This is a genomic window from Gemmatimonadaceae bacterium (genome assembly GCA_019637445.1).
In the GTDB taxonomy this organism is placed as follows: Bacteria; Gemmatimonadota; Gemmatimonadetes; order Gemmatimonadales; family Gemmatimonadaceae; genus Pseudogemmatithrix.
The window spans coordinates 513,041-535,538 of sequence record JAHBVS010000001.1; the positions used below are offsets into that span (position 1 = coordinate 513,041).

The following is a 22,498-nucleotide window of genomic DNA, read 5'->3' on the forward strand; positions in this document are numbered from 1 at the left end:
GGTGGTGGGGTTCATCGCCAGCAAGCGCAGCGACGCCGAGCGGGGCCCGCTGGTGCGCGTGCGTCCCGACGATGCCATCAGCCGGCTCATCGAGGACGGCGAGCTCGTCTGGGTCTACGGCCCGCGCCGCCACGAGCTCGCCCCCGTGGCCTACGACGACTCGCTGCCCAAGGGCGGCGTCGTGGTGCGCGACCTCGCGGGACTTGCCGTCTCCGAAATCGTCAAGTTGGTGAAGATGGACGTCGATCACCGACCCGTACTGACCACCAACCTCGCCTGAGCGCGATGACGCCGAAGCCCAAGTCACCTTCCGTCGCCACCCTCGCCATCCACGGCGCCCGCGAGTCGCACCAGCCGGGCACGCCCGTGGTCGAGCCGCTGGTCCAGAGCGTGAATCACGTCCAGGCCTTCGGCACCACCGACAACCTCAAGTACACGCGCTACGGCAACACGCCAAACGCCGAGCGCCTGCAGAAGCGGCTGGCACTGCTTGATGGCGCCGAGGCCTCGCTGGTTCTCTCCAGCGGGATGGCGGCCACTGCCTGCGCCTTGCTCGCACTGCTGCGCCCAGGCGACCACTTGCTTTGCTCGCAGTACATCTACGGCGGTACGCATCGCCTGCTCACCGAGGAGTTCGCGCGGATGGGCATCGAGGTGCAGTTCGTGGATCCCTGGGAGCAGCGCGTCTGGCGCCGGCATCTGCGCAAGGAGACGCGCGCGATCTTCGTCGAGTCGCCGGTGAACCCCACCTGCCGCGTGCTCGACATCAAGCCGATCTCCACGGTGACGCGGAACTCGGGCGTGGCGCTGGTCGTGGACTCGACCTTTGCCAGCCCGGTGAACTTCCGACCCATCGAGCACGGCGCGGACGTCGTGATCCATTCGGCGACCAAGTATCTCAACGGGCACCACGACGTGCTGGCCGGTGTTGTCAGCGGCTCCGAGCCCTACATCGAGGAAGTGCTGCAGAAGGAGATGCTCTGGGGCCAGACACCGGATCCCTTCGCGCTGTGGCTGCTGGAGCGCGGGCTCAAGACGCTCGACGTGCGCGTGCAGCGCGCCAACGAGTCGGCGATGGCGATCGCGCAGTGGGCGGAGAAGCGCAAGGACATCACCGCCGTGCATTACCCCGGCTTGGCGTCGCACCCGGACCACGCCGTGGCCAAGTCCACGCTTGACGGTTTCGGCGGAATGCTGGCGCTGGAGCTCAAGGGCGGCGGCAAGGCGGCCGACCGCTTCCTGCGCAAGCTGAAGCTGGTCACCCACGCCCCGAGCCTCGGCGGCGTGGACACCTTGGTCAGCGAGCCGCGCTACACCTCGCACGCCAAGATGTCGTCGGCAGAACGGGCCAAGCTGGGCATCCCGGACGGCTTCCTGCGCGTCAGCGTTGGCCTCGAGGCGGTCGACGACCTGATTGCCGACCTCGAACAGGCGCTCAAGTAGCGCGATGATTCGTTTTACGAAGGTCTCCAAGCAATATGAGCGCGGCGGGCCGGCGCTCGAGCACGTGTCCTTTCACCTGCGGCGTGGTGAGTTCGCGTTCCTCACGGGACCCAGCGGTGCCGGCAAGAGCACGATCCTCAAGCTGGTCTTCGTCGAGGAGCGTCCGACCTCGGGTGAGGTGCGTGTGGATGGCCGCAGCTCCGTGGCGCTGAGCCGCGCCGACGTGCCGCGCCTACGACGGCGGCTGGGCGTGATCTTCCAGAACTTCCGCCTGCTCGAGGACCGCACGGCCGAGCAGAACGTGGCCTTCGCGCTCGAGGTGACGGGCACGCCAGCGAACGCGATTCCGCAGAAGGTGGCGCGCGCGCTCACGCAGGTGGGCCTGGCATCGAAGGCGCAGGCGATGCCGCACGAGCTCTCGGGCGGCGAGCAGCAACGCGTGGCGATTGCGCGGGCACTGGTGAACGATCCCGTCGTGCTCCTGGCCGACGAACCCACGGGCAATCTCGATGAACGCGCCTCACGCGGCATCTTCCAACTGTTGCGCGAGATCAACCAGTCGGGCACGGCCGTGCTGATGGCCACGCACGACCTCGACCTCGTGCGCACTGCGGGCTACCGCACGCTGGAAATGAACAAGGGGCGGCTGGTGTTCGATTCCGCGTCCGACGAGTCGGAGGAGGGCGAGTGAGCCTGGCCATCCGTGAGGCCATGCGGGCCTTCCAGCGCGCGCCGGTGCTGAGCGCGCTGTCGGTGACGACGATCGCCTTCTCGCTGTTCGCCTTCGGGCTCTTTGGGCTGGTCGCGCTGAACCTGCGCAACGCCCTGCAGCAGGTGGAGGACCGCGTCGAGGTGCGCGGCTTCGTCGCCGCGGGGACGCCGCCGGAGGCCACGGCCGCGCTGGTCGGCGATGTGGCCCTGTTCCCCGAAGTCGAGAGTGTCCGGCTCGTGACGGAGGCGCAGGCGCTGGAGCGCGCGCGCCGCGAGCTACGCGAGTTCGAGGACGTATTCGAGGCCGGGCTGCTGCCGGCCAGCGTCGAGGTACGGATCAAGCCAGGCATGCGTGACCCGGCCACCGTCGAGGCCGTGGCCAGGCGCCTCGAACTCTACGATTTCGTCGACGACGTACGCTACGGCCAGGAGTGGGTGGAGAATCTCTATCGGCTGCGCAATATCGCCACCGGCGCCGGCCTCGCGCTTGGCGCCACATTCGCCATCGTGGCGATGATCATCATCGGCTCGACAATTCGGATGGCGGTGCTTGCCCGAGAGCGAGAGATCGCCATCATGCGCTTGGTCGGGGCGACCGATGGATTCATCCGGGCGCCGTTTCTGATCGAAGGCCTGGTGAAGGGCCTGATGGGCGGCGTGCTCGCCTTGGTGCTGACCTGGATTGCCTTCGAAGTCTCCGGGCGCTACGTGATGCAGGTGACCTACTTCGAGCCCTCGATCGCGCTGCTCGGCGTCGCGGCCGGCGCGCTGATTGGCCTGCTGGCCAGCGCGATGTCCGTTGGGCGCCACCTGAAGAAGGTGTGATGCGGCGCCCCGCGCCCCGCTCACTCGCACTCGCGTCGATGCGGGCCGCCCTGCTGGCGATCGCGGCGGCCTGCCTCCTCCCCGCACCGATCGCGGCGCAGCGCAGCGACATCCCCCAGAACGCGAGGCAGGCCGCGGAGCGCATCCGGCAGGAGCAGCGCGAGCTTGAGCGCCTGCGCAACGAGCGCAACACGCTCGAGCGCCGGATGCAGGAACTGCAGTCCAGCGCCCGCGACGTCGCGGCGGAGCGGCAGAACCTGGAGCGCCAGGCGCTGGCCACGGCGCGGCTAGTGCGATCTCTCGACGCGCAACTCGGCACTCTCTACGAGCAGCTCAACGCCGTCAACGAAGGCTTGGTCCGCACACAGGACGAGCTCGCGGTGAAGCGCGCCACGGTGCGCCACCGCGTCAACGAGATCTACAAGCGCGGACCGCTGTACACGCTCGAGGCGCTACTCAGCGCCGAGAGCTTCGCCTCGCTGGTGGCGCGCTACAAGTACCTGCACCTCGTGGCGAAGCGTGACCATTCGCTCCTGGATCGCGTGGAGGCGCTGAACGCGCAGATTGTCGCACAGCGGGCACTGTTGGTGCGGCTGCAGGGCGACGTGGAGCAGAACCGCCGCGAGAAGGCGGACGAGGAGTCGCGGCTGCGCCGGTTGGAACTGCAACGCGGGCGCACGCTGGCCTCACTGGAGCAGCAGCAGCGGCGGGCGCGCGAGCGGCTGGACGAGATCGCCCGCGACGAAAGCCGGCTGACCAACGTCATCGCCGCGCTGGAAGAGGCGCGGCGGCGCGCGGAGGCCGCGGCGTCGGCGCGCGGTGCGACTGCACCGACCACCGGACGCGGGCTGACCACGGCCGACCTCGGACGCCTCGACTGGCCGGTCGAGGGCGACATCGTGTATCGCTTCGGCCGCGTGCGGAATCCGAACAACACGTCCTTTACCTGGAACGGGATGGGCATCGGCGCACCGATCGGCACGCCGGTGAAGGTCATCGCCGATGGCGAGGTGGTGACGGCCGAGCAGCTCGGGACCTACGGCTTCATGGTGATCGTGCAGCACGGCGCGGGCGCGTATTCGCTGTACGGCTCGCTGGCCGAGATCCGCGCGCCACGCGGCACGAAAGTGAAGAAGGGCGATATCATCGGGACCGTGGGGCAATCCGATCCCGACATACCGCCCCGCTTGCACTTCGAGATCCGGCCCGAGGGCCAGCGGCCCGTGGACCCGCTCGACTACCTGCGCCGCCAGCGCTAGCGCAGCGTCGGCGGCGGGTTCACCGTGATCGTCACCGGGAACGGCCCGAACTCCTCCTCGCCGTCCTCGATGTGGAACATCGCCACGTTCACGACGATGTCACCCGTCGCCGTGGCGGTGAGCGTGCCGGCGAACGGGCCAGTCCGCGCGAACGTGATCCCCGCGTCGGGCGTCACATTGACCTGGAACTCGTCGGCGTGGCCCACGAGCGCATCCTGCAGCGTCGCGTCGAGAAACTCGACTGTCAGGCCGGTCGTGACGCCCTGCGTCAGCGCCAACGACGCGGACGCCACGCCGGAGGAGTTGACCAGGACCGGCGCCTGGCCCGTCAAGGTGATCCGCATGGCATCGACTTCCGGGTGGTCATCGACCGTCTCCTTGCACGCCGAGGCGAAGACGGCCAGTGCCGTCATGGCGAGCATCGTGCGCAACTGCCGGGACCGAACAATGCAGCGTGTCATCGTGTGTGGCCTCAGTGATGGATGTGTACGACGTTCGTCAGAACTGCACGCGGTAGAGCAACGTCACGTTGCGCCCCGCGTCCGGGATGATGTCCTTCGTGCGCGAGAGGTGCTCCCGCACCTCCGTGTCCAACAGGTTGTCCAGTCGCAGCGTGAACGCGTGGAGGCGGTCGCCGGAGACGAAGCGCCAGCCGGCGTGCAGGTTCAGCGTCGCGTAGCCCGGCGTCTCGGTCTCGAAGTCCCCGAGCAGGGTCTGGCGCGCTGCCCAGCGGACGTGGCCACCGAATGACCAACGCGGCGTCTCGTGCCGTAGGCCCACGCGCCCGTTCAACGGCGGCATCAGCGGCAGGTAGGCGGACTCGACCACGTCCGGTGCGCCTCCGATGCCGGGAATGGTGTCGCGGTCGCCGGCAATCACTCCACGCACGTAGCTCGCCGTGGCCTCGAGCACCACGTGTTCCCGCAGCGTGATCTCGATGTCACCCTCGGCGCCCACCAGCGTCGCGTCCTCGTTGGTGTACTGGAACTTCCAGCGCTGCGCCTGGCGGCCGGGCTCGCCGGTGTTGCGGGGGAAGAGATATCCCTGCAAGCGGTTCGCGAAGGCCGCCACCTCGCCGCGGACGCGCTGGCGCTCGATGCGCGCGAAGACGTCGACGCCGTAGCCGGTCTCCTGGTCGTTGCGCGGATCGCCTACGTCATATGAGTACGCCGCCAGGTGCGGGCCGTCGGAGTAGAGCTCGTTGAAGTCCGGCGTGCGGTAGGAGCGGCTCAGGCTGGCCCCGACGCGAACGCCATTCTCGAGCGCGTACAATGCGCCGACGGACGCCGAGACCGCACCGAAGTCGCGCGGAAGCGTGGGCAGCGTATCGCTGCCGACCACGATCTCGCGTCGCACCAACGGGATGAATCGCGCGAAGTCGTAGCGCAGCCCCGCCTGCGCACGCAGCGGACCCGTGCCGAACTCCTCGATTGCGAAGGCGGCAAGCGTCCAGTCCACCGTCGGCGTGGCCCGGATCGGGCCGCTCGGCGTGATGTCGCGGTACTGCGCACGCAGGCCGATGGCACCACCCGCGCCCCCCGCGATGCCCGAGTGCCGCGCCACAAGCTCACCGACGGTCATCAGCTGCTGAAAGCGCGTGCCGACCGCGCCGGACTTCGCGAGCTCCTGGTGCCGGTAGTCCGAGAAGGACAGGTTGAGCCGCACGTTCTCGAAGGCGCCATCCACCGGGTGCCACTCAGTCTCGCTGCGGAGCATGTGCCGCTGCATCGCGATGTCCACGCCGCCGTCGTGCGCGCCGACGAAACCGCCGGGGAGCCCGTAGTCGTTGGCGAAGTAGCGATACGACAGGCCCGTGTGCCCCCATCCATTCACCTTCGAGACACCGATGGATGCGCCGCTGGCCCCGACCTGGGTGTTCTCCAGCCGGCCAATCGGCGTCCGCAGGTCACCAGAGCGGCGCAAGCTGCCTTCAGTGCGCACGGAGAACCCAGCCAGCGGAAACTCGGCGAAGGCGCCGATCGACGCGCCATCGTTGACTGAACTCGCCTGCGTGCTGAGCGCGCCGTGCCGGTGCTCGAAGCGTACGGTGGGGATCTCCTGGCGAATGACGTTCACCACGCCGCCCAGCGCGCTCGATCCATACAACAGGGACATCGGCCCGCGCACGACCTCGACCTTCTGCGCCGTGACCGGATCGATGGCCACCGCGTGATCGTTCGAGCTATTGGAGAGGTCTCCGCTGCGCATGCCGTCCTCGAGGATCAGCACGCGGTCGCCGCCGAGCCCGCGAACGACCGGCCGCGCGGTGGCTGGACCCATCGAGACCATCGACACGCCCGGGGTGCCGGCGACAGTGGAGCCGAGCGTGCCGTCGAGTCGGACGTCCAGCTTGGCGTCACTCAGGACGTTGCTGCTGCTGATGGCGTCGGCGGCCCCCCGCTCCGCCACCTGTCCGGTCACGACGGTGGCGGCGAGCTGCAATGGGGACGCTCGCATCGCCAATGACACGGAATCCATCCCGGCGCTGACGATGAGCTCCCGCGTCAGCGACTCGTAGCCAATGCGCTGCACGGTGACTTGGTAGCGACCCGGCGCGACGAGGCCGAAGGAGAAGCTGCCGTCCTCGTGGGTTCGAACCTCGCGATGCAGGTCCACGAGCCGGACGATTGCCGCAGGCAAGGGTTCGCCGGTGGCCACGGCCGTGACGCGCCCGCGGACGGTGACGGATTGGGCCTGCAGTGGTATGGAAGCGATGGCCAGCGCGGCCGTGAGGGCCAGGCGCGAGGCCAGGACTGCTCGGGACATTGTCAGTACGGTTGTATGGCGGGCGCTCGAGCGCTCCAGAAGGGAGCGCGAGCAAGACCAATCAGGGCCGCCGCAACCGCGGCGGCATCAGCCCTGAGGTGGCGCCCGAGATCCGTGTTCGGCGGCGCGCGTTGCGGCGACGGCCACCACGACCGGTGCCTGCGGCGTCTGCGCACGGCGCAGTACCGGTGCCGTCGCGCCAAGATCCTTCGCGACCAGGAGCCGTGCGATGGCCTGCAACTGACACAGGCCACAGTCGTCGGCCAGGTGCGCCTGCGGGCAACCCGGGTCCTGCGCGTCCTCGATATGGAGGGCGACCTCCGAGGCGTGCTCCAACTGCGCATCCAGCACCGGTGCGGCCACCAGCACGAACAGCTGCAGCAGCATGGCCAGGGCACCGACCGCACGAATCCCCGTACGCGGGGAAACGCGCTGGGGCGAACGGGCGGTCTGCAGTCGGCGAGTAGGAGTCACGGCAACGAATATGTATGCGGGGTCGGCCCGCCCCTCAACCCCTCCCGTAGGCAACGGGTTCCCTGCCAACGGCTTAGGCGGTCCTGCCAGCCCCCATCCGGACCGCTGACCCGCTAGATTTCGAGGGATGAAGCGAGAGGACGCCCTCGAGTACCACGCCCGCGGCCGCCCAGGCAAGATCGCGGTCGTACCCACCAAGCCGCTGGCCAACCAACGCGACCTCGCGTTGGCCTATTCGCCCGGCGTGGCCGAGCCCTGCCTTGAGATCAAGGCCAATCCCGAGGACGCCTACAAGTACACGGCCAAGGGCAACCTTGTCGCCGTGGTGACGAATGGCACCGCCGTGCTCGGCCTCGGCAATATCGGGGCGCTGGCCGGCAAGCCCGTGATGGAAGGCAAGGGCAACCTCTTCAAGCAGTTCGCGGACCTCGACGTGTTCGACCTTGAGGTCGGCTCCGAGGTCCCCGACGACGTCGTCAAGTTCTGCCAGCTCCTCGAGCCCAGTGTCGGCGGCATCAACCTTGAGGACATCAAGGCGCCGGACTGCTTCTACATCGAGGAGACGCTCCGCAAGACGCTGAACATCCCGGTCTTCCACGACGACCAGCACGGCACGGCCATCATCTCGGGCGCCGCGCTGCTCAACGCGCTGGAGATCACGGGCAAGGACATTGCCGCGGTGCGCGTGGTCTTCTCGGGCGCCGGTGCGGCCGCCATCTCCACGGCCGAGCACTATGTACGGCTGGGCGTCCAGCGCGAGCACATCACGATGTGCGACCGCCACGGCGTGATCTATGCCGGCCGCAAGGACGACATGGACCCGTACAAGGAGCGCTTCGCCCACAAGACGAAGCAGCGCACGATCGCCGAGGCGCTGAAGGGCGCCGACGTGTTCGTGGGCCTGTCGGTGGCGGGTGCCGTCTCTGGCGAGATGATCGCCGGGATGGCCGAGCGCCCCATCATCTTCTCGCTGGCGAACCCGGTCCCGGAAATCCTGCCGGACGAGGTCCGGGCCGTGCGCGACGATGCCATCATCGCCACCGGCCGCTCCGACTATCCGAACCAGGTCAACAACGTCCTTGGCTTCCCGTTCATCTTCCGCGGCGCGCTGGACGCCCGCGCGACGACGATCAACGAGGAAATGAAGATGGCGGCCACGCGGGCGCTGGCGTCGCTGGCCAAGGAAGACGTGCCGGAGAGCGTGAGCGCGCTCTACGGCCTCACAAACGTGAAGTTCGGCCCCGAGTACCTGATCCCCTTCCCCTTCGACCCGCGCGTGCTGCTGCGCGTGGCGCCGGCGGTGGCCTGGGCGGCCGTGGCGAGCGGCGTGGCGCGCGAGTTCATCGAGCTCGAGACCTACCGCGACCAGCTGGAGTCGCGGCTCGGCCGCGCCCGCGGCGTGATGCGTGGCTTGGCCGCGCGGGCCAGCAACGCGCCCAAGCGCGTGGTGCTGCCCGAGGGTGAGGATCCCAAGATCATCCGCGCCGCGCAGCAGATGGCCGACGAGGGAATCGCACACCCAATCTTGCTCGGCCGCCGCGACCGCATCCGGGCCACTGCCGAGGAGCTGGGCATCGCGCTCGACGACATCGCGGTCGAGGAGCCGGCGAGCAGCGGGCATCGCGACCGCTATGCGCAGTTCCTCTGGCAGCGCCGGCAGCGCAAGGGCATGTCCCTGGTGGAAGCCAACCAGCGCATCGCCCGCGCCACGACCTTCGGCTGCGTGATGGTCGCGCTCGGCGATGCCGACGCGGTGCTCGGCGGCCTCGGCAAGCACTATCCCGAGACGATCAAGCCGGCGCTCGAGGTAATTGGCGCCGACCGTCGCCACGGCCTGGTCAGCGGCCTCTACATGCTGGTGTTCGAGAAGCACATCGTGTTCTTCGGCGATACCACCGTGAACATCACGCCGAGCGCGGAGCAGCTGGCGCAGATCGGCTGGTCGGCGGCGGCCGTGGCCCGGACGTTTGGCATCGCGCCGCGCGTGGCGATGCTGTCCTTCTCGAACTTCGGCAGCGTGCGGCACGCCGAGGCGCAGAAGGTCGCCGACGCCGTGCGGATGCTGCGCGAGCGCGACCCCAGCATCGTGGTGGACGGCGAGATGCAGGCCGATACGGCGTTCAGCCCCGAGGTCTTGGCCTCGCGCTATCCGTTTTCGGCGCTCAAGGACGCCGCGAGCGTGTTGATCTTCCCGAACCTCAGCTCGGGCAACATCGCGTACAAGTTGCTCACCCAGCTGGGTGGGGCCACGGCCATCGGCCCCATCCTCGTCGGCATGCAGCACCCCGTGCATATCCTGGAGCAGAACGCCGACGTCCAGGAAATCGTGAACATGGCCGCCGTCGCCGTCATTGATGCCCAGACGCGCGTGCGCGGCGCAGACTCCTAACTCGATCCAATTCCCGCAATGTCCTCTACGACCGCCGCGCCCGTGCGCGAAAGCAGCACTGGACTCGACGCCCAGGGCCTGACGCCCAAGGGCACGCTCCACTGGAACCTCGAGGCGCCCGACCTCGTGCAGGCCGCGATCCAGCGCCGCGAGGGCGAGCTCGCCCACATGGGGCCCTTTGTCGCCGTGACGAAGCCGCACACGGGCCGCTCGCCGAACGACAAGTTCGTGGTGCGCGAGCCCGCCTGCGAGAACGACGTGGACTGGGGCAAGGTGAACCAGCCGATCAGCGAGGCGCACTTCGAGGCGCTGCTGGCCGACGTGCGTGGCTACCTGAACGGACTCGACGACCTGTTCATCGAGGACCTCTACTGCGGCGCCGACACGGCGTACCGTCTCTCCTGCCGCTACGTCACGCCGAACGCCTGGCACGCGAACTTCGTGCGGAACATGTTCATCCGCCCGGACGTCAGCGAGCTCGCGAGCTTCGCGCCGAACTTCAGCATCCTGCACGCGCCGGAGTTCCAGGCGGACCCCGCCAAGCACGGCACGCGCACCGGCACGTTTATCGTGCTCTCGCTGAGCAAGCGGATGATCCTCATCGGCGGCACGCGCTACGCCGGCGAGCTCAAGAAGTCGATGTTCACGGTGATGAACTACCTGCTGCCCAAGCAGGGCGTGCTATCGATGCACTGCTCGGCCAATATCGGCACGGACGGCGACACGGCGCTGTTCTTCGGCCTCTCCGGCACCGGCAAGACCACGCTGTCCGCGGACCCCGAGCGCGGGCTGATCGGCGACGACGAGCACGGCTGGAGCGAGCACGGCGTGTTCAACTTCGAGGGTGGCTGCTACGCCAAGGTCATCAACCTCTCGCGCGAGCAGGAGCCCGACATCTTCGCCACGACGGAGATGTTCGGCACCATCCTCGAGAACGTGGTGCTGGAGCCGGGCAGCAAGAAGGTGGACTTCGCCTCGCAGGCCATCACCGAGAACACCCGCGCCTCGTACCCGCTGCACTACATCCGGAACCACGTGCCCAGCGGCCGCGGCAACCACCCGCAGCACGTGGTGTTCCTCACGGCCGACGCCTTCGGCGTGCTGCCGCCGATCGCCAAGCTCACCGCCGAGCAGGCGATGTACTACTTCCTCTCGGGCTACACGGCCAAGCTGGCCGGCACCGAGCGCGGCGTGACGGAGCCGCAGGCGACGTTCTCGGCCTGCTTCGGCGCCGTATTCCTCGTCTGGCACCCGACCAAGTACGCCGAGATGCTGGGCGAGCTGCTGCGCAAGCACAACTCGCAGGTCTGGCTGGTGAACACCGGCTGGAGCGGTGGTCCGTATGGCGTCGGCTCGCGGATGAAGCTGCCCTACACGCGTGCGATGGTGCGCGCGGCGCTGGCGGGCAAGCTCGACCACGTGGGGACGGTGACGGATCCCATCTTCGGCCTGCACCTGCCGGTGCACATCGACGGCGTGCCGAACGACGTGCTCAACCCCCGCAACACCTGGAAGGACTCCAAGGCCTACGACGAGCAGGCCAAGAAGCTGGCCGGCATGTTCCGCGAGAACATCAAGAAGTTCGGGGCGGCGGTGTCGGCGGATATTCTCGGCGCGGGGCCGCAGGGGTGAGTTGAACCTCTGACGAAGGACGGAGGACGAAGGGGGCGAGGCCGTACGGCCTCGCCTTTTTCGTGCCGCGGGCGTGGATTCGAGTGCGCGAAAGCACACGCGCGCACGTAGTATTCTTCCGTCCTCCGTCCTCCGTCTTCCGTCCGTAGCAAGATGCCGACCCTGCGCGACCCTTTGTGGAACAACATCCGCATCGAGGGCCCGTACCTGCGGCTGCTCGACGCGGCGCCGTTCCAGCGGCTGCGCTACGTGCGGCAGCTGGGGCTCGCGCACCTCGTGTATCCGGGGGCCACGCATTCGCGGTTCGAGCACGCGCTGGGGGCGTATCATCTGGCGCGCGAGACGGTGCGGGTGCTGCGGGACGCCGACGGCGCTGGCGGCGGCCCCTTTGACGACGCCGAGGGCCGTATCGTCGTGGCCGCGGCGCTGCTGCACGATATCGGGCACTACCCGTTCTCGCACGCGCTCGAGGAACTCGGCATCCCGCACCACGAGGCCGTGGCCGAGCCGCTGTTGCACGAGGGTGAGATCGGGCGGATCCTGCGTGAGGAGTTCGCGCCGGATGCGCCGGCGCAGGTCTATGCGCTGATCCGCGGCGCCAGCGACTCCCCGCTGCAGGGCCTGATCTCCGGCAGTATCGACCTCGACAAGATCGACTACCTCAAGCGCGACGCGATGATGTGCGGCGTCGCCTACGGCGAAATCGACGTGGACCGCCTGCGCCACGCCTTGGTGCTGGTGGAGGACCCGAGCAGCGGTCGCGTCTCCGTGGGCATGCGTGAGAAGGGGCTCTCGGCCCTCGAGTCGTTGCTCTTCGCGAAGTACCAGATGTACCGCAACGTGTACTGGCACCACGCGGTGCGCAGCGCGACGGCGATGTACAAGCGGATGGTCGAGGACGCGCTCGCCGAGGGCACCCTGCGCGTCGAGTCCCTCGCGCGCTTCACCGACGAAGGCTTGCTGCACGCCCTGGAGTCCGGCCCGGCGCGCACGCTGTTGGCCGCGATGCGCGAGCGCCGACTCTACAAGCGCGCGCTGGAGGTGCCGGCGGTCGAACTCGCGCAGGAGCGGCTCGACTGGCTCTCGGACGACCGCGCCCGCACGCGCCGCGCCGAGGATGCCTTGGCGCGCACGGCTGGCCTCGCGCCGGGCGAACTCCTGCTCGACTTCCCGCGCAAGGAGCGGATGCTGGGCCTGGACCTCCCGCTGCTGGCCCGTGACGGCTCGGTGCGCCACCTGACGGACCAGGGCATCGTCGGGACGATCAACCTGCCGATCCTCGGCGAGGAGCTCTATCAGAGCGCGCGTTGGCTGCGGGTGTTCACCGCTCGGCGGATTGAGCTGTCCCGTGATGTCGTGCTCGGCGCGCTGATCAACAGCAACTGATGGCCACAGAGGCACAGAGACACAGAGGACGGCAACCGAATGATTGAGGGGGCTCTCGGTGCAAGAATCTGCCCGAGAGCCCCCTTTCAATTAATCGCCGTTCTCTGTGCCTCTGTGGCAAAGCAGTTACTCAGCACACAAGAGTCAGTGCGACTCCTGCTTCGACTTCCCATGCGCCTCGGCCAGCAATCGCCCGATGCCGCGATAGAACTTTGCGTCGGCACCGCGGCCCTCCTCGGCCATCGAGAGGGCGCAGCGTTCCAGGGCGTAGAGGATGTTGCCGAGGTAGAGCTCGGCGAGGCCGGCGACCGACTCAGGCTGCGCGCTGTCGCCAGCGGCCGCCTGGGGCTGCTCCGCGTCAGGCATTGAGTTCGACGACCTGGATCACGATCGACGTGATGTTGTCGAGCCCGCCGCGCCCGTTGGCCTCGGCGATCAGCGAGTCGACGATGCGGCCGGGACCCGTCCGCGCGAGCAGCAGCTGCTGCAGGCGGCGGTCATCCACCATGCCCGTCAGGCCGTCGGAGGCGAGCAGGAAGACGTCGCCGACCTTGACCTCGCCCGTGTAGATGTCCGCCTCGACTTCCTCGCTGGCGCCCACGCAGCGCGTGATCACGTTGCTGTAGGGGTGGTAGCGGGCCTGTTCCGGCGTCAGCAGGCCGGCATCCACCTGCTCCTGCACGTAGGAGTGGTCCTTCGTGATCTGGGTCAGCGCCCCATCGCGCAGCAGGTACACGCGCGAGTCGCCGATCTGGCCGATGAGGTAGCCGTGGTCGCAGAGGACCATCACCGAGGCCGTGGTGCCCATCCCCTGCTTGTCCGTCTCGGCCAGCATCCGCTCGAAGATGGCGCGGTTCGCGTCCTGCATCGCCTTACGCACGAGGTCGGCAGAGCCGGCATCCTTCACGCAATTGAGGGCGAGCAGGTGCCGCGAGATGATCTGCACCGCCATCTCGCTGGCGACCTCGCCGGCGGCGTGGCCGCCCATACCGTCGGCCACCACGAACACGCCGCGCTTCTCGTCCGCCTCGGCGAAGAAGTTGTCCTCGTTGCCGGCACGGATCATCCCGACGTCGGAACTGGCGCCAACCGCTATCTGCATTCGTTCACCGGAGGGTGGTGAGAAGGAGCGCGAGGAGACCGACGCCACTCCCCACCAGCGTAACGAAGATCGCGATCACCGCACCACAGCCCGACTTCTTCGGTTCCGGCGCTGGCGTCGCAGGCTGCTTCGCGAGGGCTGGAGTCTTGGCAGGCTGCTGGCTGCGGCGCAGGGACTCGATGTCCACTGCCGCGATCGCACGGGTCGAACCGCCCGCTGCGGGATCCACCGCAGCCGGCCGGAAGGTCATCTTGATGCCGCCGAATCGCAGGTCGGGGGCGCCCTCGAGGCGCTGTTCCCCGGTGACGCGGCGTCCACCGACGTAGGTGCCGTTGGTGGACCCCTGGTCCACCACCCACCAGCCATCGGCGCGTTTCTGCAGCTTCGCGTGCGAGTCAGAGACGGACTCGTCGCGAATGGCGATGTCGTTATGCTCGCCGCGGCCGATGTTCGTGAGCGCGGCGTGGAGATCGAACTTCACGCCCTTGAGCGGGCCTTCGTTGCGGATCTCGAGCGAGGCCAGCGGTTGCCGCGGGGCGCGCGAGGGTCCTGACGAGGGCTCGGGAGCGCTGGACGGCTCGGCGGCGGCGACGGGCTGCGGCGCCGGAGGTGCCGGCGGAGCCGCAGGTGGGGCTGGCGCTGCAGCAGCGGGAGCCGGTGGCGCAGCCGGGGCAGCCGCGGGCGGCGCCGATGCAGGAGTCGCCGCCGCGGGCGTGACGGCGGGCGCGGGCGGTGCAACTGGGGGAGGTGACGGGGGAGCGGGCTTCGCGGGGGCAGGAACCGCCTCGACCGTCGCTGCGGCAGCAGCAGCGGCCGCCGCCGTGCTCGCCGCGGCATCAGCGGCCGGCGCGGCACTCGGAGCCGCCTTCGCCACGTCCGCGTAGAAGCGGAACTCCTCGTTGCCCATCTTGATGACATCGCCACGACCGAGCAGCTGGCTGCCCTGCACCCGCGCGCCGTTCACCCAGATGCCGTTCGTGCTGGCATCCGTGAGCACGTATCCGTTCGCAGCGGGCGCGAGGGTCGCGTGCTTGCGGGACACTTCACCCCCGGAGAGCACGATGTCGTTGCCAACCTCGCGCCCGAAGCTGATGCCCGCGTCGGCCACGGTGTACTCGCGGCCGTCCACCAACGACACAAGCCGCCCACCGGTGGCGGTGGTCGGCTTCTTGGGCGCCGCGGACGGCTTGCCGGCCGCGACCATCGCCGCAACGTCGGCGGCGTTCACGAACATCGTGCTGCCGACCTTCTGGTCGTCGGCCAGCCGTAGTTCGAAGCCGTCGAGTTCGACGCGGTCACCGTGCAGCAGCGGGCTCGGCTCGTTCCCCAGCTGCACGCCGTTGACCAGCACCACGGACGCCTCGCCGCCGCGCCGGATCACGACGCCCTTGGGGCCCACCGACACCACGGCCCGCGACGCGCCGCCGTCACCCGGTAAGCGCACGTCGGCGCCTTCAAAGGCGCCGACGGTCGCATCCCCATCCGGGAGCGGGAATTGCTGGTCGTTGAGCTGCAAATAGGGCATTCCGAGGGGAAACTACCGGGCGTCTGGGGGGTCGGCAAGGCGACTGTCACGCTGTCACGACATTCGTGCGGAGACCCTCTTGCGCGAACCACCGCGCGCGTACAGGGCGCCGGCGGCCGCCGCGAACCACATACCACAACTATCGGTTCATCCCGTAGTTTCCTTGCGACGCCGACCCGACCCGAGCCGCCGTTCGTGACGCCACCGCCTGACCCCGTGTATCGCCCTGGGCGCGCGCCTGGGATGAAGTACCGCATCGTCGTCCGCGGCGCGCGCCAGCACAATCTGCGTGACGTCTCGGTCGAGTTCCCCCGCCGGGCCATCACCGTCGTGACCGGGCCCTCGGGCTCGGGGAAGTCCTCGCTGGCCTTCGACACCATTTACGCCGAGGGCCAACGGCGCTACGTGGAGTCGCTCTCGGCCTACGCGCGGCAGTTCCTCGAACGGATGCCCAAGCCGGACGTGGACAGCATCGACGGGCTGTCGCCAAGCGTGGCGATCGAGCAGAAGAATCCGACGCGGACATCGCGGTCCACGGTGGGCACGGCGACGGAGATCCACGACTACCTGCGGCTGCTGTGGGCGCGCGTGGGGCGTACCGAGTGTCCCGTCTGCGGGCGCGTGCTCAAGCCCGACTCCGCGGAGTCGGCGACGGATGCGGTGCTGCGCCTGGCCGTGGGCACGAGGATCTACGTCGCATTTCCCTTTGCGCGCTCGAGCAAGCTGACCCACGCCCGGATCATCGAGCACCTGCGCGCGAAGGGCTTCGTACGCGTGATGGCCGACGGCGCGGTGCTCCATCTCGACGAGATCACGGGGACGAAGCCGAATCTCGCCAAGGTGAAGTCGCTGTCGATTGTAGCCGATCGACTCGCCGTGGCTGCGGAGGCGCGCACACGGCTCAGCGACGCACTCGAGACCGCCTTCCGCGAGGGCGATGGCGACGCGTTCGTTCTTCCGCTCGGCGCCGATGCCGCGCCAGACGAGGCAGCCGCGCTGCGCTTCACCACTGCCTTCCGCTGCCCCGACGACGGCCACGTCGCACCGGCGCCCACGCCGCAACTGTTCTCGTTCAACAACCCGCGCGGCGCCTGCGAGACCTGCAACGGTTTCGGCGCCACGCTGGAGTACGACGAGCAGTTGATCGTCCCCTACGCCGAACGTTCGCTGCGCGAGGGCGCGCTGGATCCGTGGACCAAGCCGCGCTACGAAAACAAGCGGCGCGCGCTCTCGGAGTTCGCCAAGAAGGAAGGCATCCCCACCGACGTGGCGTGGCGCGACCTCTCCCCTGACCAGCGCGAGCGGCTGCTGCGTGGAAAGGCCAAGGGCTACATCGGCATCTTCCCGTTCCTGCGCGCGCTCGAGCCCAAGCGCTACAAGCAGTACATCCGCGTCTTCCTGCGTCAGTACCAGACCGCGCAGACCTGCGGCAGCTGTGGCGGCGCCCGGCTCAAGCCCGAGGCGCTGCACGTCAAGATCGGCGGGCGCAGCATCGCGGAGGTCTCGGCGCTGCCGGTGGACCTGCTGCGCAGCTGGGCGGATTCACTCGAGCTCTCCGAGCAGGAGGCGGCCATTGCGGCGCACATCCTGCGTGAGGCGCGCGACCGCATCACGTTCCTCGCCGAGGTCGGGCTCACGTATCTCTCCCTCGACCGCGCCACGCGCTCGCTCTCGGGTGGCGAGGCGCAGCGCATCGGCCTCGCCAACTCGCTGGGCGCGCGGCTGGTGGACACGCTCTACGTGCTCGACGAACCCAGCATTGGCCTGCATCCACGCGACATCTCGCGATTGCTCGCGCTGCTCGAGCGCCTGCGCGACGGCGGCAACACGGTGCTGATGGTGGAGCACGACCTCGAGGCCATTCGCATCAGCGACTGGATGCTGGAACTCGGCCCCGCCAGCGGCGAAAAGGGCGGCCAGGTCGTCTTCTCCGGCCCGACGTCGAAGGCCGACGAGAGTCCGCTCACCGGACAGTTCCTCACGGGCGCGCGTACGATCGCGCTGCCGGAGAAGCGGCGCCGCGCCGGCCCGCAGTGGCTCACGCTGAGCGGAGCACGCGAGCACAACCTGCGCGATGTGTCGGTGAAGATCCCACTGCGCACGCTGACCTGCGTGACCGGCGTGAGCGGCAGCGGCAAGAGCACGCTGGTGCACGACGTGCTCTTCCGCGCGCTCGAGCGCCAGCTCACCGGCGAACATACGGCGCGGCAGCACCTGGGCGAACGCGTCGGCGCGTTCGACGCCATCGATGGCTATCAATCGCTCGACGAAGTCGTGCTCGTGGATCAGGAGCCCATCGGCAAGTCACCGCGCTCGAACCCCGTCACCTATGTGAAGGCTTTTGACGAGATCCGCCGCATCTTCGCCGAGACGCCGTTGGCGCGGCAGCGGCGCTACACGGCGAGCACGTTCTCATTCAATGTGAAGGGCGGTCGCTGCGAGACCTGCGAGGGAGCCGGCGCGCTCGAGGTGGAGATGGTCTTCATGGCCGACGTGTTCGTGCCCTGCGAGACCTGCGGCGGCTCGCGCTACAAGCCAGAGGTCCTCGAGGTGACCTACTTCGGCAAGCGCATTACCGACGTGTTGGAGATGACGGTGGACGAAGCCATCCGCTTCTTCCCGCGCGAGGAGAAGCTCGGGCAGGCACTGTGGCAGATCCAACAGGTCGGGCTCGGCTACCTGCGACTCGGCCAGGCGGCGACCACGCTCTCCGGTGGCGAGTCGCAGCGCTTGAAGGTCGCGCGCGAGTTGGCGTTCGCGGCGAAGAAGGGCGGTCGCAAGCTGTACATCCTCGATGAGCCAACCACTGGCCTGCATCCGCGCGACGTGGAAGTGCTCTGCGGCGTGCTGGATCGCCTCGTGGACAACGGGCACACGGTCGTCGTGATCGAGCACGACCTCGATGTGATCAAGCGCGCCGACTGGATCGTGGACCTCGGACCCGACGGCGGCGACGGCGGCGGACGCATCGTGGCGATGGGAACGCCGGAGGAGATCGCGAAGGCATCAGGGTCGCATACTGGCCGCTTCCTGCAGTCGCATTTGAAGGCGTAAGTGATTATATTGCATAGACTAAGGCGATTCTAGAAAACCTCCAACCGGAGACGCATATGGCGATTACGAAGCGTACCGTGCGCAAGAAGGCGCGCAACGCGGTGAAGGCCGCCTCGAAGACGCGCACGAAGGTCGCGAAGAAGACGCGCGCCGCGGTGAAGGCTGGCAAGGCGGCCCTGAAGAAGGCGGGTGCCGCGGCCACGAAGGCCCGCGCCGCTGCCAAGCGCGCGGGTGCCAAGGTCGCGAAGGCTGCGAAGGACAAGCGCGTGCAGCGCGCGGCCGCGGCCGTCGCGATTGCCGGCGCTGCTGCCGCTGCTACCGTCGCGGCACGCCGCCGCAAGAAGTAGCGACTCGCAGCAACTACTCGTGGCGGATCGCGTCGATCGGTGAGAGACGCGCCGCCCGCAGCGCCGGATAGAGTCCGAAGAGCAGCCCGATCACGATGCTTACCACGACGGCGAAGCCCACCGTCGGCAACGTGATCGCGGGCTGCACCGGCGCGTTGGTCTGCGCGCGCATGATCGCCGCGGCCAGGAAGGCGATGCCGAGCCCCGTCACGACGCCCACCGCGGCCCCGAGCCCGGTGATGGCCACGGACTCGGCGAGGAACTGCACCAGGATGTCACCGCGCCGCGCACCCGTCGCCTTACGGATGCCGATCTCACGCGTGCGCTCGGCCACCGACGCGAGCAGTACGTTCATGATGCCCACGCCGCCCACCAGCAGCGACACGCCGGTGATGGAGGCCATCAACAGCTTGAAGATCCGCATCGCCGTCGCGGTCTGCTCCGCACGCGCACGGCGATTCACGACCTCGACTTCCTCCTTCCACTTCGCGCCAAATCGCTGCGCCGCCCAACCCTCGGCGAGCACGCGAATCGTGTCCACGTCCTCGATTCGCCGCGCTGTGATGGCCAGCGAGGGCGTGACGCGCGGGCCGAGCGCGCGTGCGGCGTCCTCGACGGGGATCCAGGCCACGAGGCCCAGCAGCGTGGTGTCGGGGGCGGCGATGCCGACGACGGTGTGCGGATTGCCACCGAACGTCAGGCGCCGTCCGAGCACAGGTTCGCGCGAGGACGTGGAGTCGGCGAGCAGCGCGGCAGCGGCTGCGTCGGAGAGCACGACGGCGGCCGTGTCGGCATCTCGCAGCCAACGGCCGAGCGCCACCGCTGGCCGGTTCTGCGGCACGGGCTCCGCCTGCACCGCCTGGAGGATGTAGCCGCGCAGGCGCCCCGTGGGCTCCGTCGCCACCAACGCGCCGCCGCCGGCCCGCAGGGTCACGTGCTGGGCCTGCGGCAGCAACGCGGCCAGCGTACGGGCATCCTCGCGCGTGAGCACGGGGATCGAGTCGCGACGCAGGAACTGGCCGTCCACGCGCACACCCGTCACCGGGGTGACGCCGACGCTGAGGAAGTCCGTCGTGCGTTCGATCTGCTCGCGGGCGAACTTCTCGACGCCGTCGCCCATGGCGAGGACGGAGACCATCGCGGCGACGCCCATCACCACGCCGAGGGTGGAGAGGACGGTGCGCAGCGGGTTGGCGCGGAGAGCTTCGAAACCGACGGAGAGATTGCGGGCCATGGCGGGACTACGGAGGGGCGCGCTGGGCGTTTCGCGGCTGGTGGCCGACGCTTGAATGGAGGGGTCTGCCCCGATTATACTACGAGTCTATTCCGGCGTAGCTCAGTTGGTAGAGCAGGTGACTGTTAATCACCGGGTCCTCGGTTCGAGTCCGAGCGCCGGAGCTGAGAAGGTCTGCGAGGAGTGTCATGCGGAAGGCGCGTATCTCCTGTGCGGGCTGAGGGTTACCGGGCACTGGTGCGTAGCGCAGCACCAGTGCCCGCTGCGTTCTGCCGGCGCGTCGCCACTCACCCGTAGCGGAAACCGTAGCAGAGCGTTTCGGCTCCAAGGCGTTGTGCATGGCGATGTGGTCGCGCCGCTTCATCACGGCAAGGTTCTCGGGGCGGTTGTCCTGCTTGTCGTCGTTCAGGTGGTGCACGCACTCATCGGCGCGCAGTAGCCGGCCGAGCACCATCTCCGCGACGACGCGGTGCTCGTAGAGGATCGCCCTCGAGCCGCTCGGCACCCGCACGTAACCGCGGTGATCGACGTGACGGGAGCCGCGGACCGGCAACGCGCCTGGCGTGGCGATGAAGCGGTGCCGTGCGCAGACGACCTGGCCGTCGGGCAGCACCCAACCACCGGCCAGCTTCGTGGTCCCGCACTTGAGGCACGCGCGCGTCGTCACTGCTGCGCTCCGCGACGCTTCGCCGCCTGCATGAGATCCTCGGCCCGCGGCCGGTACTTCGCATAGAGCTTCATGGCCATCACTTCGTTCGCGTGGCCGAGGTTCGCCGAGATCAGCTTCAGCTCGTAGCCGCGCCGGGCCATCTCCACGCCGAACGAGTGCCGCGCGCCGTGCAGCGTGTAGCCCTCGCGGATCGGCACACCCTGCGCCCGCAGCGCTTCGCAGGCGGCCGCCTGCGCATCCGCATGGGCGCCGTGCGCGACGGGAAAGAGCGGAGCATCGGGCAGGAAGCCCCCGCCCCGCACGTACGAGGCGAAGAGATCCCAGCACGCGTCGTCGAGCACGATCGCCTGGCGGTCGCGGTTCGCATTCTTGCGGCCGTGCGCCCACACGACCTTCGTCGCGAGGTCCACGTCGCGCCGGCACATCGCGAGCGCGGCCTGCATCTCGAGGCCGGCCCCGTGCCGGATCGCCGCCAGCGCACGATGCGCACCCTCCGGCATCGCGTGCAGCAGGCGCACCACGTGCGGCCACTCGGCGTAGCGGTCCTTCGTGCGGTTCGCCGGCGGCAGCTTGAGTGTGCGCAACGGATTGCTCGGCAGCCGACCCGTCTCGACGCAGTAGTCGAGGAAGTGCATCCACGCGGCCGCGTGCCGGCGGCGGTTGGTCCCGCTGCCAGGCAACGCGTCGAGTCGCGCGCGCAGCGCCGGCGTCGTCAGCTGCGAGCGCCAGAGCCCGCCGGCGACGAGCGCCTGCACCTGCGCGCGGTACTTGCGGAACGTCTCGCGCGAGAACGTCTCGTCGCGCACGCGCGCCTCGAGCGCCGCGACCCACGGCTCCAGTGCCTCCGCGAGGTTGAGGTCCTCGAGCGTGGCCTGCAGCTCGTCGAGCGTGCCGCCGAGCCAGGCGTCGTAGACCGCACCGACGCGGAGCCGGCGCGCGAGGATGGCGTCTCGTACCCACAGTAGGCGCTTGCCGCGCCCGCCCAGGAGGTCGAGCATCTTCTGCATCTGGTCGGCCGTCGGCTTGTCGCGAGTGCCGGAGCTCACGCGGGCATACGGGCGCGCCGGATCCCCGGTCGGGATCGTCAGCGTCCAGGTGAGCTCGTCCTTCTTGCGGTAGGGTGTCATCCGACCTTCTTGAGCGCGCGCACGCGCGAGAGCGGGGAGTTGCGGTTCGAGCGAGCCTCGAGCAGTTCCTCGACGCGCGTCGCATCGTAGAGTCGGTGGCCGCGCACCGTCCCGTTGGGAACGGTGACGACGGCCGAGGCGAAGAATGGTCGCACGCGGTACCATGCCGCACGCTTCGAGGCGCCCGCGAGCTTGAGCTTCTCACGCAGCTCCTGTTCGGACAGCAGCGAGTCCAGACTCATGCCTCTCCCTGGGCCGTCTCGGGCCCGACGATGCGGTCCACGATCGTCGCCTGCAGGCGTCCGATTTCCTCGCGCTGTTGCCGGAGCGTCTCCGTGGCTTCGCCAAGCGCGCGACGGTGACTCGCGATCAGCTGCTCGGTCGGCGACTCGATGCCGATCGGCGCGCGGTGTCCACTGGGGCACGTGAGCGTGCCCTGCGTCGCGACGGTCACGTCGAACAGCCGCTGCTCCACCGCGAACGGCGTGCCACAGCCTGGGCACGTCGTCACGGTGAAGCGCACCGGTGCGTCGAAGGTCGCGCGCGCAGACATG

At 68.9% G+C, this 22,498-nt stretch carries 20 protein-coding genes, 1 tRNA gene and 1 pseudogene; 11 read left to right on the forward strand and 11 right to left on the reverse strand.

The window, feature by feature from the left end; genetic code table 11:
• Position 1: 1 nt before the first annotated feature.
• Genes KF709_02355 through KF709_02375 form a run of 5 tightly spaced genes read left to right on the forward strand, consistent with a single transcriptional unit; the run spans position 2 to position 4,238 of the window.
• Positions 2 to 280 (forward strand): hypothetical protein, encoded by a 279-nt coding sequence (locus KF709_02355; protein ID MBX3173222.1) that lies wholly within the window; start codon positions 2 to 4, stop codon positions 278 to 280.
• A gap of 5 nt (positions 281 to 285) precedes the next feature.
• Positions 286 to 1,443: a PLP-dependent transferase gene (locus KF709_02360; GenBank protein MBX3173223.1), complete on the forward strand. Its 1,158-nt coding sequence runs from the start codon at positions 286 to 288 to the stop codon at positions 1,441 to 1,443.
• Between the two features lie 4 nt (positions 1,444 to 1,447).
• The gene (gene ftsE / locus KF709_02365) at positions 1,448 to 2,134 is read left to right on the forward strand and encodes a cell division ATP-binding protein FtsE (GenBank protein MBX3173224.1); all 687 of its coding nucleotides are present in this window, start codon (positions 1,448 to 1,450) and stop codon (positions 2,132 to 2,134) included.
• A complete protein-coding gene (locus KF709_02370; GenBank protein ID MBX3173225.1) occupies positions 2,131 to 2,979 on the forward strand; it encodes an ABC transporter permease in 849 nt (282 codons plus the stop codon). The genes ftsE and KF709_02370 overlap by 4 nt, the downstream gene beginning before the upstream one ends.
• Positions 2,979 to 4,238 (forward strand): peptidoglycan DD-metalloendopeptidase family protein, encoded by a 1,260-nt coding sequence (locus tag KF709_02375; GenBank protein MBX3173226.1) that lies wholly within the window; start codon positions 2,979 to 2,981, stop codon positions 4,236 to 4,238. The genes KF709_02370 and KF709_02375 overlap by 1 nt, the downstream gene beginning before the upstream one ends.
• Here KF709_02375 and KF709_02380 read toward each other — a convergent pair.
• From KF709_02380 to KF709_02390, 3 genes are all read right to left on the reverse strand, one after another.
• Positions 4,235 to 4,699: a hypothetical protein gene (locus KF709_02380; protein ID MBX3173227.1), complete on the reverse strand. Its 465-nt coding sequence runs from the start codon at positions 4,697 to 4,699 to the stop codon at positions 4,235 to 4,237. The genes KF709_02375 and KF709_02380 overlap by 4 nt on opposite strands.
• A gap of 37 nt (positions 4,700 to 4,736) precedes the next feature.
• On the reverse strand, positions 4,737 to 7,004 hold the full coding sequence (locus tag KF709_02385; protein MBX3173228.1) for a TonB-dependent receptor: 2,268 nt from the start codon (positions 7,002 to 7,004) through the stop codon (positions 4,737 to 4,739).
• An 87-nt stretch (positions 7,005 to 7,091) separates the two neighbouring features.
• Entirely contained in the window at positions 7,092 to 7,478 is a 387-nt protein-coding gene (locus KF709_02390; GenBank protein ID MBX3173229.1) for a hypothetical protein, read from the reverse strand.
• A gap of 127 nt (positions 7,479 to 7,605) precedes the next feature.
• On the opposite strand from KF709_02390, the gene KF709_02395 reads away from it, so the two are divergent.
• The 3 genes from KF709_02395 (at position 7,606) to KF709_02405 (ending at position 12,885) form a co-directional block, all read left to right on the forward strand.
• Positions 7,606 to 9,867, forward strand: a complete 2,262-nt coding sequence (locus KF709_02395) for an NADP-dependent malic enzyme (GenBank protein MBX3173230.1) — start codon at positions 7,606 to 7,608, stop codon at positions 9,865 to 9,867.
• 18 nt (positions 9,868 to 9,885) lie between these two features.
• Positions 9,886 to 11,499 carry a phosphoenolpyruvate carboxykinase (ATP) gene (pckA, locus tag KF709_02400; protein ID MBX3173231.1) on the forward strand — a complete coding sequence of 538 codons (1,614 nt, stop codon included), beginning with the start codon at positions 9,886 to 9,888 and terminating at the stop codon, positions 11,497 to 11,499.
• 153 nt (positions 11,500 to 11,652) lie between these two features.
• Positions 11,653 to 12,885: an HD domain-containing protein gene (locus KF709_02405; protein ID MBX3173232.1), complete on the forward strand. Its 1,233-nt coding sequence runs from the start codon at positions 11,653 to 11,655 to the stop codon at positions 12,883 to 12,885.
• Positions 12,886 to 13,029: 144 nt separating this feature from the next.
• On the opposite strand, the gene KF709_02410 is transcribed toward KF709_02405, so the two are convergent.
• The 3 genes from KF709_02410 to KF709_02420 are packed head-to-tail and all read right to left on the reverse strand — an operon-like array spanning position 13,030 to position 15,512.
• Positions 13,030 to 13,251, reverse strand: coding sequence for a hypothetical protein (locus KF709_02410; protein ID MBX3173233.1), 222 nt, complete (start codon positions 13,249 to 13,251; stop codon positions 13,030 to 13,032).
• Positions 13,244 to 13,987: a Stp1/IreP family PP2C-type Ser/Thr phosphatase gene (locus KF709_02415; protein ID MBX3173234.1), complete on the reverse strand. Its 744-nt coding sequence runs from the start codon at positions 13,985 to 13,987 to the stop codon at positions 13,244 to 13,246. Before KF709_02415 ends, KF709_02410 begins: the two co-directional genes overlap by 8 nt.
• 4 nt (positions 13,988 to 13,991) lie before the next feature.
• Complete coding sequence (locus KF709_02420; GenBank protein MBX3173235.1) at positions 13,992 to 15,512, reverse strand: FHA domain-containing protein; 1,521 nt, start codon at positions 15,510 to 15,512, stop codon at positions 13,992 to 13,994.
• 243 nt (positions 15,513 to 15,755) lie between these two features.
• Between KF709_02420 and uvrA the strand changes: the two genes are divergently transcribed.
• Both uvrA and KF709_02430 read left to right on the forward strand, forming a co-directional pair.
• Positions 15,756 to 18,566, forward strand: coding sequence for an excinuclease ABC subunit UvrA (gene uvrA, locus KF709_02425; GenBank protein ID MBX3173236.1), 2,811 nt, complete (start codon positions 15,756 to 15,758; stop codon positions 18,564 to 18,566).
• A 56-nt stretch (positions 18,567 to 18,622) separates the two neighbouring features.
• Positions 18,623 to 18,913 (forward strand): hypothetical protein, encoded by a 291-nt coding sequence (locus KF709_02430; protein MBX3173237.1) that lies wholly within the window; start codon positions 18,623 to 18,625, stop codon positions 18,911 to 18,913.
• A gap of 13 nt (positions 18,914 to 18,926) precedes the next feature.
• Here KF709_02430 and KF709_02435 read toward each other — a convergent pair whose 3' ends face one another.
• The gene (locus tag KF709_02435) at positions 18,927 to 20,147 is read right to left on the reverse strand and encodes an ABC transporter permease (GenBank protein ID MBX3173238.1); all 1,221 of its coding nucleotides are present in this window, start codon (positions 20,145 to 20,147) and stop codon (positions 18,927 to 18,929) included.
• A 91-nt stretch (positions 20,148 to 20,238) separates the two neighbouring features.
• Here KF709_02435 and KF709_02440 point away from each other — a divergent pair.
• Positions 20,239 to 20,311 (forward strand) — tRNA-Asn (locus KF709_02440).
• A 179-nt stretch (positions 20,312 to 20,490) separates the two neighbouring features.
• Here KF709_02440 and KF709_02445 read toward each other — a convergent pair.
• The 4 genes and pseudogenes from KF709_02445 to KF709_02460 form a co-directional block, all read right to left on the reverse strand.
• A pseudogene (locus tag KF709_02445) lies at positions 20,491 to 20,601 on the reverse strand (HNH endonuclease).
• A gap of 209 nt (positions 20,602 to 20,810) precedes the next feature.
• Positions 20,811 to 21,944, reverse strand: coding sequence for a site-specific integrase (locus KF709_02450; GenBank protein MBX3173239.1), 1,134 nt, complete (start codon positions 21,942 to 21,944; stop codon positions 20,811 to 20,813).
• Entirely contained in the window at positions 21,941 to 22,186 is a 246-nt protein-coding gene (locus tag KF709_02455; GenBank protein ID MBX3173240.1) for a hypothetical protein, read from the reverse strand. Before KF709_02455 ends, KF709_02450 begins: the two co-directional genes overlap by 4 nt.
• Positions 22,183 to 22,497: a hypothetical protein gene (locus tag KF709_02460; GenBank protein ID MBX3173241.1), complete on the reverse strand. Its 315-nt coding sequence runs from the start codon at positions 22,495 to 22,497 to the stop codon at positions 22,183 to 22,185. Before KF709_02460 ends, KF709_02455 begins: the two co-directional genes overlap by 4 nt.
• Position 22,498: the final 1 nt, after the last annotated feature.